The following is a 15,730-nucleotide window of genomic DNA, read 5'->3' as shown; positions in this document are numbered from 1 at the left end:
GACCCCGTTGTTTGTCGCGGCCACTATCCGATACCAGATGAAACGAACCTGATGGGTATTGAAGTGAGTCAAGTCCTGATCGAAAGCGTCGAGGCGATCATCGTCGACCTGCCGACCATCCGCCCGCACAAGCTGGCCATGCACACCATGCAGAACCAGACCCTGGTGGTGATCCGCCTGCGCTGCTCCGACGGCATCGAGGGCCTCGGCGAGTCCACCACCATCGGCGGCCTGTCCTACGGCAACGAGAGCCCGGAAAGCATCAAGCAGAATATCGACAGCCACCTCGCTCCGCTGCTGGTCGGGCAGGACGCCTGCAACATCAACGCCGCCATGCTGCGCCTGGACAAGGCCGCCAAGGGCAACACCTTCGCCAAGTCGGGCCTGGAAAGCGCGTTGCTGGATGCCCAGGGCAAGCGCCTCGGCCTGCCGGTCAGCGAGCTGCTCGGCGGCCGCGTGCGCGACGGTCTGGAGGTGGCCTGGACCCTGGCCAGCGGCGACACCGCCAAGGACATCGGCGAGGCCGAGCACATGCTGGAAATCCGCCGCCACCGCATCTTCAAGCTGAAGATCGGCGCCGGTGAAGTGAACAAGGACCTGGCCCATGTCATCGCCATCAAGAAGGCCCTCGGCGACCGCGCCAGCGTACGCGTCGACGTCAACCAGGCCTGGGACGAGTCCGTGGCCCTGCGTGCCTGCCGCATCCTCGGCGACAACGGCATCGACCTGATCGAGCAGCCCATCTCGCGCATCAACCGTTCCGGCCAGGTTCGCCTGAACCAGCGCAGCCCGGCGCCGATCATGGCCGACGAATCCATCGAAAGTGTCGAGGACGCCTTCAGCCTGGCCGCCGATGGCGCCGCCAGCATCTTCGCCCTGAAAATCGCCAAGAACGGTGGCCCGCGTGCCGTGCTGCGCACCGCGCAGATCGCCGAGGCGGCCGGTATCGCCCTGTACGGCGGCACCATGCTGGAAGGTTCCATCGGTACCCTGGCGTCGGCCCATGCCTTCGTCACCCTCAAGCAACTGACCTGGCACACCGAGCTGTTCGGCCCGTTGCTGCTGACCGAGGAGATCGTCAGCGAAGCGCCGGTGTACCGTGATTTCCAGCTGCACGTGCCGCGTACCCCGGGCCTCGGCCTGGCCCTGGACGAAGAGCGCCTGGCGTTCTTCCGCCGCAAGTAAGGAGGAGAATCAACCCATGCTGTTCCACGTGAAGATGACCGTGAAACTTCCGGTCGACATGGACCCGGCCAAGGCAGCCAAGCTCAAGGCCGACGAAAAGGAACTGGCCCAGCGCCTGCAGCGCGAGGGCAAGTGGCGCCACCTGTGGCGCATCGCCGGGCATTACGCCAACTACAGCATCTTCGACCTGGCCAGCGTCGAGGAGCTGCACGATACGCTGATGCAGCTGCCGCTGTTCCCCTACATGGAAATCGAGGTCGACGGCTTGTGCCGCCACCCGTCGTCGATTCACGCGGACGATCGCTGATCGTTTCGCCACCGATAAAAACAAGATGAGGAAATAGCCATGACTATCAAACTGTCCGGTACCGAAAGCGTTCAGAAGTTCTTCCACGAAGCCAGCGGCCTCAACAACGACCAGGGCAGCCCGCGCATGAAGCAGCTGGTCAACCGCATCCTGATGGACACCATCCGGATCATCGAGGACCTGGAAGTCACCACCGAGGAATTCTGGAAGGCGGTGGACTACCTCAACCGCATGGGCGCCCGTGGCGAAGCCGGCCTGCTGGTGGCGGGCCTGGGCCTGGAACACTACCTCGACCTGCTGCTGGACGCCCAGGACGAGGCGGCCGGCCTCACCGGCGGCACCCCGCGCACCATCGAAGGCCCGCTCTACGTGGCCGGCGCACCGCTCTCCGAAGGCGAAACCCGCATGGACGACGGCACCGACCCGGGCACCCCGATGTTCCTCCAGGGTCGTGTGGTGGACAGCGAAGGCCAGCCGATCGCCGGCGCCATCGTCGACCTGTGGCATGCCAACACCAAGGGCACCTACTCCTACTTCGACACCACCCAGTCGGAGTACAACCTGCGTCGCCGCATCGTCACCGACGCCGAAGGCCGTTACCGCGCCCGCAGCATCGTGCCGTCGGGCTACGGCTGCCCGCCGGATGGCACCACCCAGGAAGTGCTGAACCTGCTGGGCCGCCACGGCAACCGTCCGGCGCACATCCACTTCTTCATCTCCGCGCCGGGCTACCGTCACCTGACCACCCAGATCAACCTGTCGGGCGACGAATACCTGTGGGACGACTTCGCCTACGCCACCCGCGATGGCCTGGTGGGTGAAGTGCGCTTCGGCGAGAACCTCCACGGCGTGGAAGGTCGCGTCGCCGAGATCGACTTCAGCTTCCAGCTGCAAAAGGCCCAAAGCTCCGCTCAGGAAATCATCCGCGACCGCGTTCGCGCCGAAGCCTGAGTCACCGTCTTGGCGGGGAGGCTGGTTCCCCCGCTGTTTGAGCCGGCCGATTGGCCGGCTTTTTTATGCGTGCGCTCCAGACACCCGTTTGCACGGACAACCCCAGAGGGTTGGGGTGAGGGTGGTTGGCCCCGCGCCCGGTCTCTCGCGAATGAATGCGCTTACAGGTAGCGAAGCAATCCCGTCTCACTCCCCGGATAACCATCCCCGACTATCCGGATATCCCGCCGCCGCCGATTGCCGCCTAATCCTCGGACAATCCACCGGAGGTACCCATGACCCATCCCAGCGATCCGGCCGAACGGGCCGCGTATTTCGACGTGCAATACAACGCCCGCGCCAGCGTCGAGGATTTCGACCAGTATCCGCGCCAGTACCGCGCCCTGAGCGATGCCGCCCACGCCACGCTGCGCTGCTTCAAGGATGTGGCCTATGGGCCGGGACCCGGGGAGCGGCTGGATATCTTCCCTGCCGCGCGGCCGGATGCCCCGGTGCTGCTGTTTATCCATGGCGGTTACTGGCGGGCCCTGTCCAAGGCCGATTCGGCGTTCATGGCGCCAGCGCTGACCGCCGCGGGTGCCTGCGTGGTTGTGCTGGACTACGACCTGGCGCCCGCCGTGACCCTTGACCACATCGTCGACCAGGTGCGTCGCGCCCTGGCCTGGCTGCACCGGCACATCGCCGAGTTCGGCGGCGACCCGCAGCGGCTGTACGCCAGTGGCAGCTCGGCGGGCGGGCATCTGACCGGGATGCTCCTGGCGGGCGGCTGGCACGCCCGCTACGGCGTACCGGACAACGTGCTGCGCGGCGCCCTGCCCATCAGCGGGCTGTTCGACCTGCATCCGCTGCTGGACACCCATATCAACGACTGGATGGGCATGGACGCGGCGGCGGCGCAGCGCAACAGCCCGGCCTTCCACCTGCCCGCGCGGGGCGCCGAACTGATGATCAGCTACGGGGCCCTGGAAACCGCCGAGTTCGCTCGCCAGAGCCACGCGTTCCTCGATGCCTGGACCGCGCGCGGCCTGGCCGGACGCTTCGTCGAAGCGCCGGGCAGGAACCACTTCGATGTGGTGCTGGAGCTGGGGCAACCGGGGACGCCGCTGTATCGGGCGGTGATGGAATTGATGGGGTTGTAAGTCGCAGGTGCCTACTTGTTGTGGGGGCGATTTCAATCGCAAAGGGGCACGCAGTGCCCCCCAGGTGAGGCTAAAGGGGCAGTCCTGCGGTCTGCATCGCGAATGAATTCGCCCCCACAGGTCCTAGAACAGCGCCAGGGTGTAATTGAGGATCAGCCGGTTCTCGTTGACGTCGGTGCGGTAGTTGGAGCGCGCGGTGACATTGCGGATGCGCACGCCCAGGCCCTTGAGGCTTCCGCTCTGGATGACGTAACCGATGTCCAGGTCGCGTTCCCAATCCTCGCCTTCGAAGCCACGGCCGGTGTCGACGTTGTCCCCCCGGATGTAGCGCAGCGTGGTGGTCAGGCCGGGCATGCCGAGGGCGGCGAAGTCGTAGTCGTGGCGAACCTGCCAGGAACGCTCGTCGGCCGAGGCGAATTCGTAGGTGGGTACCTCGTTGCCCAGCGGGGTGATATTGGCAAATACCTTGGGGAAGCCCTGGTCGCCGAACATCGCCTGGTAGCCGACATAGACGGTGTGGCCGCCGCGCCTGGCCGACAGCAGGGAATAGAACGCCTGGTTGTCCACCTTGCCGATCAGGTGCTTGCCGTCCTCGCCGGAGTCGTAGAAGCCCAGGTTGGCGCCCAACACCCAGTCACCCACCGGCTCGGCGTGCTTGAGGCTGATCAGGCGCTGGTCGTAGATGTCTTCCAGCTGCGCATACCAGGCGCCCAGGCTGGTGCGGTTGCCATTGAAGGCGTAGTCGGCGCCGGCGTAGTTGAAGGCATCGGAGGAGGCCTGGCGTTGCGGCTGGTAGCCGATCTGGGCCTGGAGCTTGTCGTCGCCGGCCTCGTTGCGCAGGCTGGTGCCGGTGAGGTGGCCACCCTGCAGCGTCAGTCCGGTGATTTCGCTGGAGACGAGGCTGGCGCCCTGGTAGCTCGGCGGCAGCAGGCGGATGTCGCTGAACATCAGCACCGGCAGGTTGGGTTGCAGTTCGCCCACTTTCAGTTCGGTCTTGGAAACACGCATCTTCGCGGCCACGCCGAGACGGCTGTAGTCGTCCGCCGCCTCGCCGTCTTCCTTGACCGGCAGCAGGCCGGTGTTGACCCGGTCGGGGCTGCTGTCGAGCTTGAGGCCCAGGGTGCCTATGGCGTCCAGGCCGAAACCTACCGGTCCCGGCGTATAGCCGGACTTGATGTTGAGGATGAAGCCTTGCGCCCACTCCTCGGCCCTGGACTGCTTGTTCGGCCCGACGATGCCGGAGAAATCGCGGCTGAAGTAGTAGTTGCGCAGCTGCAGGGTGGCGCTGGCGTCGTCGATGAAGCTGGATTCCGCGGCCAGCGCGCTGAGGGGGAGGGTGCTCACAAGGAGGGGTAACACACGGGACTTGTCGATCATCTCTGGACTCTTCTTCTTCTGATTTTCAGGCGCAGCCGTCCTCTGCCGGCTTCTCTGCGGGCCGGCGGGAGGCGGTTGCGTCGGGTGGCCGGTCCGTCGTGACTACGGGCCGGGAATTAAGGCGTCGCTCAGACGCCCAGGTAGCGGTGCGACAGCTCCGGTGTCGCGGCCAATTGCTCCGGCGTGCCCTGCCAGACCTGTCGGCCCTTCTCGATGATGTGGTGGCGGTCGACCACCCGCGCCATCTCCTTGAGGTTCTTGTCGATCACCAGGATGGTCTCGCCCTCGGCCTTGAGACTGGCCAGGCAGTTCCAGATGGTTTCGCGGATCACTGGGGCCAGGCCCTCGGTGGCTTCGTCGAGGATCAGCAACTGCGGATTGGTCATCAGCGCGCGGCCCACCACCAGCATCTGCTGCTCGCCGCCGGAGAGGGTCTTCGACAACTGCTCCTGGCGTTCCTCCAGGCGTGGGAACAGCGCGTAGATGCGCTTGAGATCCCATTTTCCGCCCTTGCTGGCGGTGGCCAGCAGGTTTTCCTTCACGCTCAGACTGCCGAAGGCGCGGCGGCCTTCCGGCACCAGGCCGAGACCGGCCTGGGCGATGCGGTAGGGCGTGGCGCCGCGCATTTCCGTACCCTGGATGCGGATGCTCCCGGCGCTGGGCTTGAGCAGGCCCATGATGGATTTCACCGTGGTGGTCTTGCCCATGCCGTTGCGCCCGATCAGCGAGACCACCTCGCCCCGGTCGATCTTCAGGTGCATGTCGAACAGCACCTGGCTCAGGCCGTAGCCGGCCTGCAATCCACTGACTTCAAGCATGTTCTTCTCCCAGGTAGGCCGCGCGGACCTGCGCGTTGCTGCGGACTTCCTCGACGGTGCCGGTGAGGATGGTCTGGCCGTAGACCAGTACGGTGATGCGGTCGGCCAGGGCGAACACCGCGTCCATGTCGTGCTCCACCAGCAGGATGGCGTAGCGGCCCTTGAGCGACATCAGCAGCTCGGTCATGCGCGCGGATTCCTCCGCGCCCATGCCGGCCATGGGTTCGTCCAGCAGCAGCACCGAGGCTTCCTGGGCCAGCGCCAGGGCCAGTTCCAGCTGGCGGCGTTCGCCGTGGGACAGCTCGCTCACCCGGTCTGCGGCGCGCGGGCCCAGGCCTACCTGCTCCAGGTAGCCGCGCGCCGGGTCGAGCAGGCGGCGGTCGCGGGACAGCGGGCTCCACATGCCGAAGCTCTTGCCCTCGCGGGCGGCGATGGCCACGGCGACGTTCTCCAGCAGGCTGAAGTCCGGGTACAGCTGGCTGACCTGGAAGGAGCGCGCCAGGCCCAGGCGTGGACGCTCATGGGCCGGCACGGCGGTGATGTCCCGGCCGGCGAAGAGGATCTGCCCCTTGTCCGGGCGGATTTCCCCGGCGATCTGCGAGATCAACGTGGACTTGCCGGCGCCGTTGGGGCCGATGATGGCGTGCAGCTCGCCGGCGGCCAGCTCCAGGTTGGCGCCGTTGGTGGCCTTCACCGCGCCGAAGGCCTTTTCCAGGCCACGGATCGACAGTTGCGCGCTCATGGATGCACCTCGCGGGCGGTGGCGACGGGCGTGGGCCTGGCGGCGGCCTTGCGCGGCCGCTGGCCGGCCAGCAACAGGCCGTAAAGGCCCTGGCGGCCGAACAGCACCACCAGCAGGAGCAGCGGGCCGAAGATCAGCAGCCAGTGTTCCGTCCACAGGCTCAGCAGTTGTTCCAGGCCCAGGTAGACGGCCGCGCCCAGCACCGGGCCGAGCAGGCTGCCGACACCGCCGAGGATGACCATGGCCATCAGCTCGCCGGACTTCTGCCAGGACGCCATGTCGGGGCTGACGAACAGCGCGTAGTTCGCCCAGAGCACCCCGGCCAGGCCGGCGCCGAGGCCGGCGATGACGAAGGCGGTGAGGCGGTAGCGCACGGGCTTGAGGCCAAGGCTGATGGTGCGCCGCTCGCTCTGCTTGAGGCCGCGCAGGACGAAACCGAAGCGCGATCCCACCAGGCGCCGGCAGAACAGCAGCCAGGCCACCAGCAGGGCCACGCAGACGTAATAGAACTGGTTGGCGTCGTTCAGGTCGAGGCCAGGCAGGCTGTTGCGCTCGTTCAGCAGGGTGCCGTCATCGCCACCGTAGAGCGACAGCGAACCGAGGATGAAGTAGAGCATCTGGCTGAACGCCAGGGTGATCATGATGAACTGCACGCCGCTGGTGCGCAGCGACAGGTAGCCCATCACCAGGCCGAACAGGGCACAGCAGAGCAGGGCCAGCGGCCAGACCACCAGTGCATTGTTGCTGCCTTCCCAGCCCCACAGCGGCATGCCCTGGGCGGTATGGAAGGCGACGATGCCCACCACGTAGCCGCCCAGGCCGAAGAAGGCGGCATGGCCGAAGCTGACCAGGGCGCCATAGCCGATCAGCAGGTCCAGGCTGGCGGCGGCCATGCCGTAGATGGCCAGGCGGGTGAACAGGCTGACCAGGAAGGGTTCGTCGAGCAGCGCCGCCAGCAGCGGCATCAGCGCGAAGGTGGCCAGGCAGGCCAGGTCGATGATGATTCGACGGGACATGGGGTTCTCCTCAGGCGCGGGCCGGCAGCAGGCCGCGCGGACGCACCAGCAGCACCAGGGCCATGACGATGTAGGCGCTGGCGGAAATCAGGCCGGCGGCAAGCGCTCCGCTCACGTCGGCGGGCAGCAACTGGTCCAGCAGCGGTGGGATGTAGGCACGGCCCAGGCTGTCGACCATGCCGATCAGCAGGGCGCCGACCAGGGCGCCGCGCACCGAGCCGACGCCGCCGACGACTATCACCACGAAGGTGGTGATCAGCACCTTCTCGCCCATGCCGATCTCCACCGAGAGCAGCGGCGCGGCCATGAAACCCGCCAGGCCGCAGAGCATGCAGCCGAAGACGAACACCAGGGTGTACAGGCGCGAAATGTTCACACCCAGGGCGCCGACCATTTCGTGGTCGTCGGCACCGGCGCGGATCAGCATCCCCAGCCGCGTATGGTTGATCAGCAGCCACATGCCGAGCGCCACCAGCAGGCCGGCGCCGATGAACAGCAGGCGGCTCACCGGGTACATCAGGCCCGGCAGTACCTCCACGAAGGCGCTGTACCAGTCGGGTGTCGGCATGGCCGGCGGGCTGCGGCCGAACAGCAGGGTGATGAGTTCGTTGGTGAAGAACACCACGGCCAGGGTGGCCAGCACCTGGTCCAGGTGATCGCGGTTGTACAGCCGGCGGATGACGCCGGTCTCGATCACCAGGCCGTAGAGCGCGGCGCCGGCGAGGGCGGCCAGGCCTCCGAGCCAGAAGGAGCCGCTGGCGATGGCGGTGTAGGCGGCACAGAAGGCACCGACCATGTAGAAGGCGCCGTGGGCGAGGTTGATGACGCCCATGATGCCGAAGATCAGCGTCAGGCCGGAGGCGAGCAGGAACAGCAAGGCGCTGTACTGCAGGCCGTTGAGAAGTTGTTCGAGCAACAGCATGGCGAAGTCCTGCGGTGAAGGCCCGCCGGGAACCCGGCGGGCTGGAGGATCAGCGGGGGATCAGAGCGGGCACTGGGGCGCGTAGCTGTCCACCTGGGCCTTGGCGATGGTCTTCACCGGCACTTCGGTGAGCGTCCCGTCGGCACCGGTCTGGACCTTGAGCAGGTGCCAGTCGATCACTGCGTGCTGGTTGCTGCCGAAGCGGAAGTCGCCGCGCACCGACTCGAAGCGCGCCTCGCGCAGGGCGGCGCGGAAGGCGTCGGCATCGTCGAGGCTGCCGCTGGTGGCCTTCAGCGCCGAGCCGATCAGGCGCGCGGTGTCGTAGCCCTGGGCGGCGTACATGGTTGGCGCGCGCTTGTACTTCTCGGTGAAGGCCTTGACGAAGGCCAGGTTGGCCGGGGTATCGGACTGCGGGTTCCAGCCGCTGACCACGTTCACGCCTTCGGCCACGTTGCCGGTGGCGGCCAGCATGCGCTCGTCCATGGAGAACACCGGCACTACCATCGGGATGCTCTTGCCCAGCCCGGCGCTGCCGTACTGCTTGGCGAAGTTGATGCCGCCGCCGCCGGGGTGGAACTGGAACACCGCGTCGGGGTTCTGCGCACGGATGCGTGCCAGCTCCACGGAGAAGTCCAGCTGGTTGAGCTTGGTGTAGATCTCGGTGACTTCGCCCTTGAAGGTGCGCTTGAAGCCCGCCAGGGCGTCGCGGCCGGCCTGATAGTTGGGCGCGAGGATGACCATCTTCTTGTAGCCCAGGTCGTTGGCGGCGACGCCGGCCATCTCGTGGGGCACGTCGTTCTGATAGGACGCGGCGAAGTAGTTCGGCTTGCACTGCTTGCCGGCCAGGTTGGACGGCGCGGCGTTGGTGCTGATGTAGAAGCGGTCGCCCTGGGTAGCGCCGTTGACCACGGCGGCGAGGACGTTGGAGAACATCACGCCGGTGTAGAGCGAGATGCCGTCCAGGCTCATGCGGTCGATGATCTGCTTGCCCTTGGCGGGCTGCAGGCCATCGTCCTCCACCACCAGTTCCACCGGTATGCCGCCCAGCTTGCCGCCTTCCTGGTCCATGGCCAGGCGGAAGGCGTCGCGGGCGTCCTCGCCGAGGTAGCCGGCGGGCGTGGATAGCGTGGTGATGAAGCCGATGCGCACAGGGTCCTGTGCCAGGGCGGGAAGGGAGGAGGCCAGAGCGGCTCCGAGCATCGCAAGGTTCAGGGTCTTCTTCATGGTTACCGCCTTGGTTGCGCAGTGCCGTCGTGACCCGGCCTGCTTAGTTGTTGTGTGGGCAGTTTGGTTAAGCGGATGGAGCGATTTGTTGTGGTTATGGGCACGGCGCTGAAGTCGTAGCATGGGTAGAGCCCGCGAAACCCATCGATGGCGGTGATGGGTTTCGCTTCGCTCTAGCGGAACGCCGCCCGCGCCATCCTACGAATGCGTATGGGTCTGGGGCGGTCCTCAGGTAGTGCTCTCGGTGAACTTCTCGAAATACAGGTGGCCGTTGTCGATGGCGTTTTCCGTGAGCCAGGCCTTCACCGACTCGACCATCGGTGGCGGGCCGCAGAGGTACATGTCGAAGGGCGCCTCGCGCAGGGCGGTGGCGTCGAAGTGCTCGGGCACGTAGCCGCGCTTGCCGTCCCAATCCTGGCCTTCGTCGCTGATCACCGGGGTGAAGCTGAAGCCCGGAATGCGTGCGGCGTAGCCCTGGATGCGGTGCAACTCGCAGAGGTCGGCAACCTGACGCACGCCGTAATAGAGGTGCACCGGCTGGCCGCAGCCGCCGTTCGCGGCGATGTCGTCGAGCATGCCGAGGAACGCCGACAGGCCGGTGCCGCCGGCTACCAGCAGCAGCGGCTTCGCGATGTGGCGCATGTAGAAGGCGCCCAACGGGGCCTCGAAGCGGATCTCGTCGCCCACCTTGCAGCGTTCGCGGATGTAGTTGCTCATCACCCCGTCCGGCAGCAGGCGAATGAGGAACTGCAGCTTGTTCTCGGCGTTGGGCCGGTTGGCGAAGGAATAGGAGCGCCTGGCGTCGGTGCCCGGCACCTGCAGGCGGGCGTACTGGCCCGGCAGGAAGTCCAGTTGCTGGCTGTCGACGCCGGCATCCAGGTGGAGGATGGCGGTGGTCGGCGAGACCTGTTCCACGTGGGTGACGACGCCGCGCTCCTGCACCGTCTTCGACGCGCCGCAGAGCGACGAGTCGAAGTCGAAGTAGAAGGAGGCGTCGGACTGCACGCGGGTCTGGCAGGTGAGCATCTTGCGCTGCTCCAGGTCCTTGGCCGACAGGGCTTCGTCGTCCACATAGTCCATTTCGTAGCTGCCGGACTCGCAACGTCCCATGCAGGTGCCGCAGACGCCCTCGCGGCAGTCCAGCGGGATGTTGATGCCGTTGCGCAGGGCGGCGTCGAGCAGGATTTCGTTGCCCTTCACGGGAAAGAACAGGGTTTTGCCGTCGGCAAAACTGAAGGCGACCTTGTGATTCATGGCACGTACATCCGGTGGATCAGAGGTGGTAGAAATCGAGCACCGAGTTGATGGTGTCGTTCAGCAGCACGATGTGCTTGCGGGTGATCTTCCAGCTCTCGCCGACGGGCCTGAGGTGGTAGGTGGCGTAGCCGAAGAACTGCTCGCTCTGTCCCAGCCGGTAGTAGAGGGTGTGCCAGTTGGCCTTCACCTCCAGTTGCCCGTCCTCGCGTTCGGCGATGCGCACATTGCCGATCTGGTGCAGGGTGCGCGGCATCGGGATGGTCGAGGCGGCCTTGCCGGTGCGAATGCGGAACACCCGGTCTTCCAGGCCCGAGCGGTTGGCGTAGTAGATCAGCGACATGCCGCGCTTCGGGTCCTTCGTGTACTCGTGCTCGGAGTCCCACTGCGGCAGGTGGTATTCGCATTGCTCGTCGAACAGGTCGAGGTAGGCGTCCCAGTCCTGGGCGTCGCACAGGGCGGACTTCGCGTAAAGGAACTGTTCGATCTGGTATTGCAGCTGCGGATTCATGCCTGCACCTCCTGCGGTTTCAGGGCTTTCTGGTCCAGCCCCTGGAGCAGGAAGCGCTGCCAGTTGGCGTGCTGGTTCACGTACAGGCCTTCATGGGTGAATTCGGTGCCGGTCATCACCGGGGCAATGCCCAGGGTCTGGCTGTTCGGCGTGGCGCCGGTGACCCACTTGCCGTAGCCGCGGGAAATGTCGCTCCAGCGCTCCAGGCGACCCTGGAAGCCGCGCTGCTGCTCGCGGAATTCCACCAGGTCGTCGGGGGTGCCCAGGCCGGAGACGTTGAAGAAGTCCTCGAACTGGCGGATGCGGCTTTCGCGGTCGGCGTCGGATTCGCCCTTGACGCCGATGCACTGGCTGATGACCTCGGTCTTGTTCCAGGCCAGCGGGCGCACGATGCGCAGCTGCGAGCTGATCTGGTCCATGAAGAACAGGCTGGGGTAGATGTTCAGGTTGCGCAGGCGGTGCATCATCCACTCCGCCCTGGCCTGGCCGAACTCCTCCACCAGGCGCGGCATCACGCTGGCGTAGCCGGGGCGCACGGTGGGGTTGGGCATGTCGCTGAACAGCACGCTGTGGCCGTTGTTGAAGGAGAACCAGCCGTCGTCGGTCTCGGCGTCGCCGGCGCCCAGCTTGCTGTAGTCCAGGGTGTCGCTGGCTCCGCCCTTCTCGGCGTTGACCTGCTGGCGGTGCTGCACGGTGGCCACATAGTTGTAGTGCACGGTGCTGACGTGATAGCCGTCCAGGCCGTTCTCGTTCTGCAGCTTCCAGTTGCCGTCGTAGGTGTAGGCGGACTTGCCGGGCAGCACTTCCAGCTCGCCGGTGGGGGACTGGGCCACCATCATGTCGAAGAACACCCTGGCGTCGCCGAGGAAGTCTTCCAGGGAATCGCTGGCGGCGACGTCCAGGCTGATGAAGACGAAACCCTTGTAGCTTTCGATGCGCGCCTTCTTCAGGCCACGGGTGGCCTTGTCGAAGCCCTCCGGGTACTCGCCCGGCGCCTTGACCTTCACCAGGCGGCCGTCGCTCTTGTAGCACCAGGCGTGGAAGGGGCAGGTGAAGGTGGACTGGTTGCCCTTGCCGACGCGGGTGAGGGTGGCGCCACGGTGCTGGCAGGCATTGATCAGCGCGTGCAGCTGGCCGTTGCCGTCGCGGGTGATGATCATCGGCTGGCGGCCGGCGCGCATCGTCATGAAGTCATGCGGGTTGGGGATCTCGCTCTCGTGGCAGGCGTAGATCCAGTTCTTCTCGAAGATCAGTTCCATCTCCAGGTCGAACAGCTCCGGCTCGGTGAACATGTCCCGGGCGATACGGTACACGCCGTCCTCCGGGCGGAAGTCCAGGCAACCGGCGACGTACTCTCTCCACTGCGCAATGTTCTTGTTCGAAATATTCATGGGGCACCTTCCACATCGGGCGAAACAGTGGGGGCCATTAGAAGGAGCCGGGGCCGGGACGGTCTATCCGCTAAGTTGGCAAAGCCGGGCCGTAAATTTTGGGGCGCCCGGTGCCTTCCGCGGTGGCGCGCAGGCCCCGTGCGCAAAGGGCTGTAGGAACTATCGGGTGGACAAAAGATGTGGATAGCCTTGGTGAAAAAAACGGATGTCCGGGAGGTGTGCTGGTCGTGGAGTACCCAGGCTCGGGGAGTCCGGCGGGTGGGGGTAACGCTTGCCAAGGCCCTGGCTGCGTGGGGTAACGCTTTTATCCCTGGCTAGCAGAAGCGCAGTGGCGGGGCTATCCGGAAAGTACGGAAAAGATGTCCAAAAAATTCGGTGTCGAACCTTTGTGTGCGATATGTCGCCCGATTCGGTAACACCTCATGGCAGGGCCGGGCCGAATGGCCTCCGCAGTCAGCTCGCAAGCACGTACCATCGGCGTATTCAGGTCTCGCGCCATGGTGGGGCGGCCAGGCTCCGCCTTGAGGCGGGCTTGGGTGCCCAGCCCTGTAGCGTGGGGCTTCAGGGGCAGATGCCTATCCGGAGAATTGGCCGATCTTGTCCACTTGTTTCGAACAGCGATGGATCGCCAGGGCGTGGCATGGAGCTTGCCTCAATCACCCCGACGCGCCGTCAGAGCGCGCATGTCCACTTGCCGTGTTGGGTGCCGCGTGATGAGTACGAAGAACCATCATTTCCAAGATATTTCCGCCGATCGCTATGACCTGGCCGGGGCCCGCTCCTGGATGTCCAACATCTGCGGGCCCCACCATCTCAAGGCCGCCAGGCCGGAGCGCATCCAGTTCCACCACAGCGGGAACGTCCTGCCGTCCATGTCCACCACCCTCGGGTACGTGGAGTACGGCACCGATGTCACCATCGGCGTGGGTGAGGAGTTCCGCCTCAACTGCTACAGCCTGAGCCTGCCGCTGACTGGTGAGCAGGAACTGTCCAAGTCGGGGCGCCTATTGCGTTCGGACCGGGACTGGGGGGTGATCGTGTCGCCCCACGAGCACCAGGAGCTGACCATCGCCGGCGACTGCCACAAGCTGCAGGTGGCCATTCCCCGCGCGGCGATGCACAAGACCCTGGAGGACCTGCTTCAGCGCAGCGTGGACGCACCGTTGTGCTTCCAGGCCGAAATGGATGCCACGCAAGGCGCCGCTGCATCCTGGTGGCGGATGGCGCGGCACCTGATCGACGAGCTGGAGCGCAGCCGTGACCTGTACGGCCAGCTGTTTTTCACCCGCGACCTGGAGAGCGTGCTGATCAAGGGGCTGATCCTCGCCCAGCCGAGCAACTACTCCGACGAGCTGCGCGAGCGGCTGGAGATCAAGCTGCCCCACTACCTGGTGCGGGCGCGCGATTTCATCCAGACCCATGCCCGCGAGGAGCTGTGCCTGGAGGACATCGAGCGGGCCTCCGGCGTCTCGCGCTTCAAGCTGTTCGAAGGCTTCAAGAAATACTTCGGCCAGTCGCCTATGGCCTTTCTCAAGAAGCACCGCCTGACGGCCGTGCGTCAGGAGATTCTCGAGGACCGCTGCCAGCGCAATATTTCCGCAATCGCCATGGCCTGGGGCTTCAATCACCTGGGACGCTTTTCCAGCGAATACCGCAAGTTGTTCGACGAAACGCCAAGCATGACGGTGCAGCGCGCCGAATCCAGGCGCATCCGCTAGCCGGTCTGGCCGAATTTGTCATGCAAAGCTGAGAAATTGGCAGCAATTGCTTACCGCCGGAAAAGTCGAGGCCGCTAGAGTGTCCACTGGCTGACGGGGGAGGGTGAAGGACGTACGTGGCATGGCATTTCGGCCAAAGTGTCGGTCCCCCCTGCCGAGGGGAGTATGTGGATCGTCCTGCTGCTATTAGATTCGCCCAGCTCAGTGATAGTCCCAATGTAGTGGATGTCCCTGAATCTTCTGATGAAATGACTAGGGATATGGCTTATTGCCATCGTCTTTCGACTCCATCAGCATTTTCTGTTCTCTTCGGTGACGTTTCGGCCGGAGTGCCTTGCAGCAATCAACTAACGGAGTGGTTGATCGATCAATCTGGCAGGTAAGCCTGTTAGGAGACGAAAGCATGCCCGTTAGGGTTGTATTGGTTGATGACCATGAGTTGGTCCGGGCAGGTATCCGCTCCTTGTTGATAGAGGCCGGATATGAAGTGGTGGCGGAAGGGAACGACGGCGATCAGGTCGAGGCGCTGGTTGAGTCCCATGATCCAGATGTGCTCATGCTCGACCTCACTATGCGTCGTCGCTCGGGCCTCGAAGCCCTGTCCATCGTTCGCTCCCGCTGGCCGGAACTCCCGGTCATCCTGCTGTCCATGCATGACACCCGCGACTACGTGGTGAAGGCCATGCAGATGGGGGCAACCGGTTACTTGCTCAAGGATGCCGCCGTGGTGGAGCTGCAGTTGTCCATTCAGTCCGTACTGGGCGGCCACCGCTACCTGAGTCCGCGCGTGGCTGGCCAGGTCATCGACGCCTTGTCCAGGCCGGTTAGCGAGGCGCCAGCCGAACAGCTCACCAGCCGTCAGCAGGAAGTTCTCTACTGGCTCGCCCGGGGCAAGAGCAATAAGGAAATCGCCTTCATCCTCAACCTGAGCGCAAAGACGGTGGACACCCACCGCGCACAGATCATGGAGCGCCTGGGAATCCGCGACCTTGCCGGCCTGGTCCGTTATGCGCTGCGCAAGGGCGTCATCAAGCTGGATGAGTGAATGGGTGGGGCCTCGATTCAGTAAAAGTACCTAGTCCCGCTTCCCAAATCGCTGATAGCCGTTGCGCCCGATTTTCTTAAGCTTCGATTCGCTGGATCGGGATATGTCAGGTTGCCACTAGAGGCGCCGG

The 15,730-nt window shown here is 65.1% G+C and carries 16 protein-coding genes; 6 read left to right on the top strand and 10 right to left on the bottom strand.

Annotated features, from left to right (window positions below; translation table 11 throughout):
• Window positions 1-63 precede the first annotated feature (63 nt).
• From PJW05_RS20085 to PJW05_RS20070, 4 genes are all read left to right on the top strand, one after another.
• The gene (locus tag PJW05_RS20085; RefSeq protein ID WP_271408722.1) at window positions 64-1,185 is read left to right on the top strand and encodes a muconate cycloisomerase family protein; all 1,122 of its coding nucleotides are present in this window, start codon (window positions 64-66) and stop codon (window positions 1,183-1,185) included.
• 16 nt (window positions 1,186-1,201) lie between these two features.
• The gene (gene catC / locus PJW05_RS20080; RefSeq protein ID WP_271408721.1) at window positions 1,202-1,492 is read left to right on the top strand and encodes a muconolactone Delta-isomerase; all 291 of its coding nucleotides are present in this window, start codon (window positions 1,202-1,204) and stop codon (window positions 1,490-1,492) included.
• A gap of 39 nt (window positions 1,493-1,531) precedes the next feature.
• Window positions 1,532-2,443 carry a catechol 1,2-dioxygenase gene (gene catA / locus PJW05_RS20075; RefSeq protein WP_271408720.1) on the top strand — a complete coding sequence of 304 codons (912 nt, stop codon included), beginning with the start codon at window positions 1,532-1,534 and terminating at the stop codon, window positions 2,441-2,443.
• A gap of 275 nt (window positions 2,444-2,718) precedes the next feature.
• Window positions 2,719-3,582 (top strand): alpha/beta hydrolase, encoded by an 864-nt coding sequence (locus tag PJW05_RS20070; RefSeq protein ID WP_271408719.1) that lies wholly within the window; start codon window positions 2,719-2,721, stop codon window positions 3,580-3,582.
• A gap of 123 nt (window positions 3,583-3,705) precedes the next feature.
• Here PJW05_RS20070 and PJW05_RS20065 read toward each other — a convergent pair whose 3' ends face one another.
• The 9 genes from PJW05_RS20065 to antA form a co-directional block, all read right to left on the bottom strand.
• A complete protein-coding gene (locus tag PJW05_RS20065; protein ID WP_271408718.1) occupies window positions 3,706-4,959 on the bottom strand; it encodes an OprD family porin in 1,254 nt (417 codons plus the stop codon).
• Window positions 4,960-5,087: 128 nt separating this feature from the next.
• Window positions 5,088-5,777 carry an ABC transporter ATP-binding protein gene (locus PJW05_RS20060; RefSeq protein ID WP_271408717.1) on the bottom strand — a complete coding sequence of 230 codons (690 nt, stop codon included), beginning with the start codon at window positions 5,775-5,777 and terminating at the stop codon, window positions 5,088-5,090.
• Window positions 5,770-6,519 carry an ABC transporter ATP-binding protein gene (locus PJW05_RS20055; RefSeq protein ID WP_271408716.1) on the bottom strand — a complete coding sequence of 250 codons (750 nt, stop codon included), beginning with the start codon at window positions 6,517-6,519 and terminating at the stop codon, window positions 5,770-5,772. The genes PJW05_RS20060 and PJW05_RS20055 overlap by 8 nt, the downstream gene beginning before the upstream one ends.
• Window positions 6,516-7,535, bottom strand: coding sequence for a branched-chain amino acid ABC transporter permease (locus PJW05_RS20050; RefSeq protein ID WP_271408715.1), 1,020 nt, complete (start codon window positions 7,533-7,535; stop codon window positions 6,516-6,518). The genes PJW05_RS20055 and PJW05_RS20050 overlap by 4 nt, the downstream gene beginning before the upstream one ends.
• Before the next feature lie 10 nt (window positions 7,536-7,545).
• On the bottom strand, window positions 7,546-8,457 hold the full coding sequence (locus PJW05_RS20045) for a branched-chain amino acid ABC transporter permease (protein WP_271408714.1): 912 nt from the start codon (window positions 8,455-8,457) through the stop codon (window positions 7,546-7,548).
• A gap of 60 nt (window positions 8,458-8,517) precedes the next feature.
• Window positions 8,518-9,681, bottom strand: coding sequence for an ABC transporter substrate-binding protein (locus PJW05_RS20040; RefSeq protein WP_271408713.1), 1,164 nt, complete (start codon window positions 9,679-9,681; stop codon window positions 8,518-8,520).
• A 228-nt stretch (window positions 9,682-9,909) separates the two neighbouring features.
• Window positions 9,910-10,935 (bottom strand): anthranilate 1,2-dioxygenase electron transfer component AntC, encoded by a 1,026-nt coding sequence (antC, locus tag PJW05_RS20035; protein WP_271408712.1) that lies wholly within the window; start codon window positions 10,933-10,935, stop codon window positions 9,910-9,912.
• Window positions 10,936-10,954: 19 nt separating this feature from the next.
• A complete protein-coding gene (gene antB / locus PJW05_RS20030) occupies window positions 10,955-11,446 on the bottom strand; it encodes an anthranilate 1,2-dioxygenase small subunit (protein ID WP_271408711.1) in 492 nt (163 codons plus the stop codon).
• A complete protein-coding gene (gene antA / locus PJW05_RS20025; RefSeq protein WP_271408710.1) occupies window positions 11,443-12,837 on the bottom strand; it encodes an anthranilate 1,2-dioxygenase large subunit in 1,395 nt (464 codons plus the stop codon). Before antA ends, antB begins: the two co-directional genes overlap by 4 nt.
• Before the next feature lie 713 nt (window positions 12,838-13,550).
• Here antA and PJW05_RS20020 point away from each other — a divergent pair.
• Window positions 13,551-14,555: an AraC family transcriptional regulator gene (locus PJW05_RS20020; protein WP_271408709.1), complete on the top strand. Its 1,005-nt coding sequence runs from the start codon at window positions 13,551-13,553 to the stop codon at window positions 14,553-14,555.
• A gap of 388 nt (window positions 14,556-14,943) precedes the next feature.
• Here the strand turns inward: PJW05_RS20020 and PJW05_RS20015 are convergent, their stop codons facing one another.
• Window positions 14,944-15,096: a hypothetical protein gene (locus PJW05_RS20015; RefSeq protein ID WP_271412318.1), complete on the bottom strand. Its 153-nt coding sequence runs from the start codon at window positions 15,094-15,096 to the stop codon at window positions 14,944-14,946.
• Between PJW05_RS20015 and PJW05_RS20010 the strand changes: the two genes are divergently transcribed.
• Entirely contained in the window at window positions 15,025-15,600 is a 576-nt protein-coding gene (locus PJW05_RS20010; RefSeq protein WP_271412270.1) for a response regulator, read from the top strand. The two genes, PJW05_RS20015 and PJW05_RS20010, sit on opposite strands and share 72 nt — an antisense overlap.
• Window positions 15,601-15,730: the final 130 nt, after the last annotated feature.

It is taken from the genome of Pseudomonas sp. Q1-7, assembly GCF_028010285.1.
GTDB lineage: Bacteria > Pseudomonadota > Gammaproteobacteria > Pseudomonadales > Pseudomonadaceae > Metapseudomonas.
The sequence above is the reverse complement of the archived record's forward strand: the minus strand, read 5'-3'. Positions and strand labels throughout refer to the sequence as shown.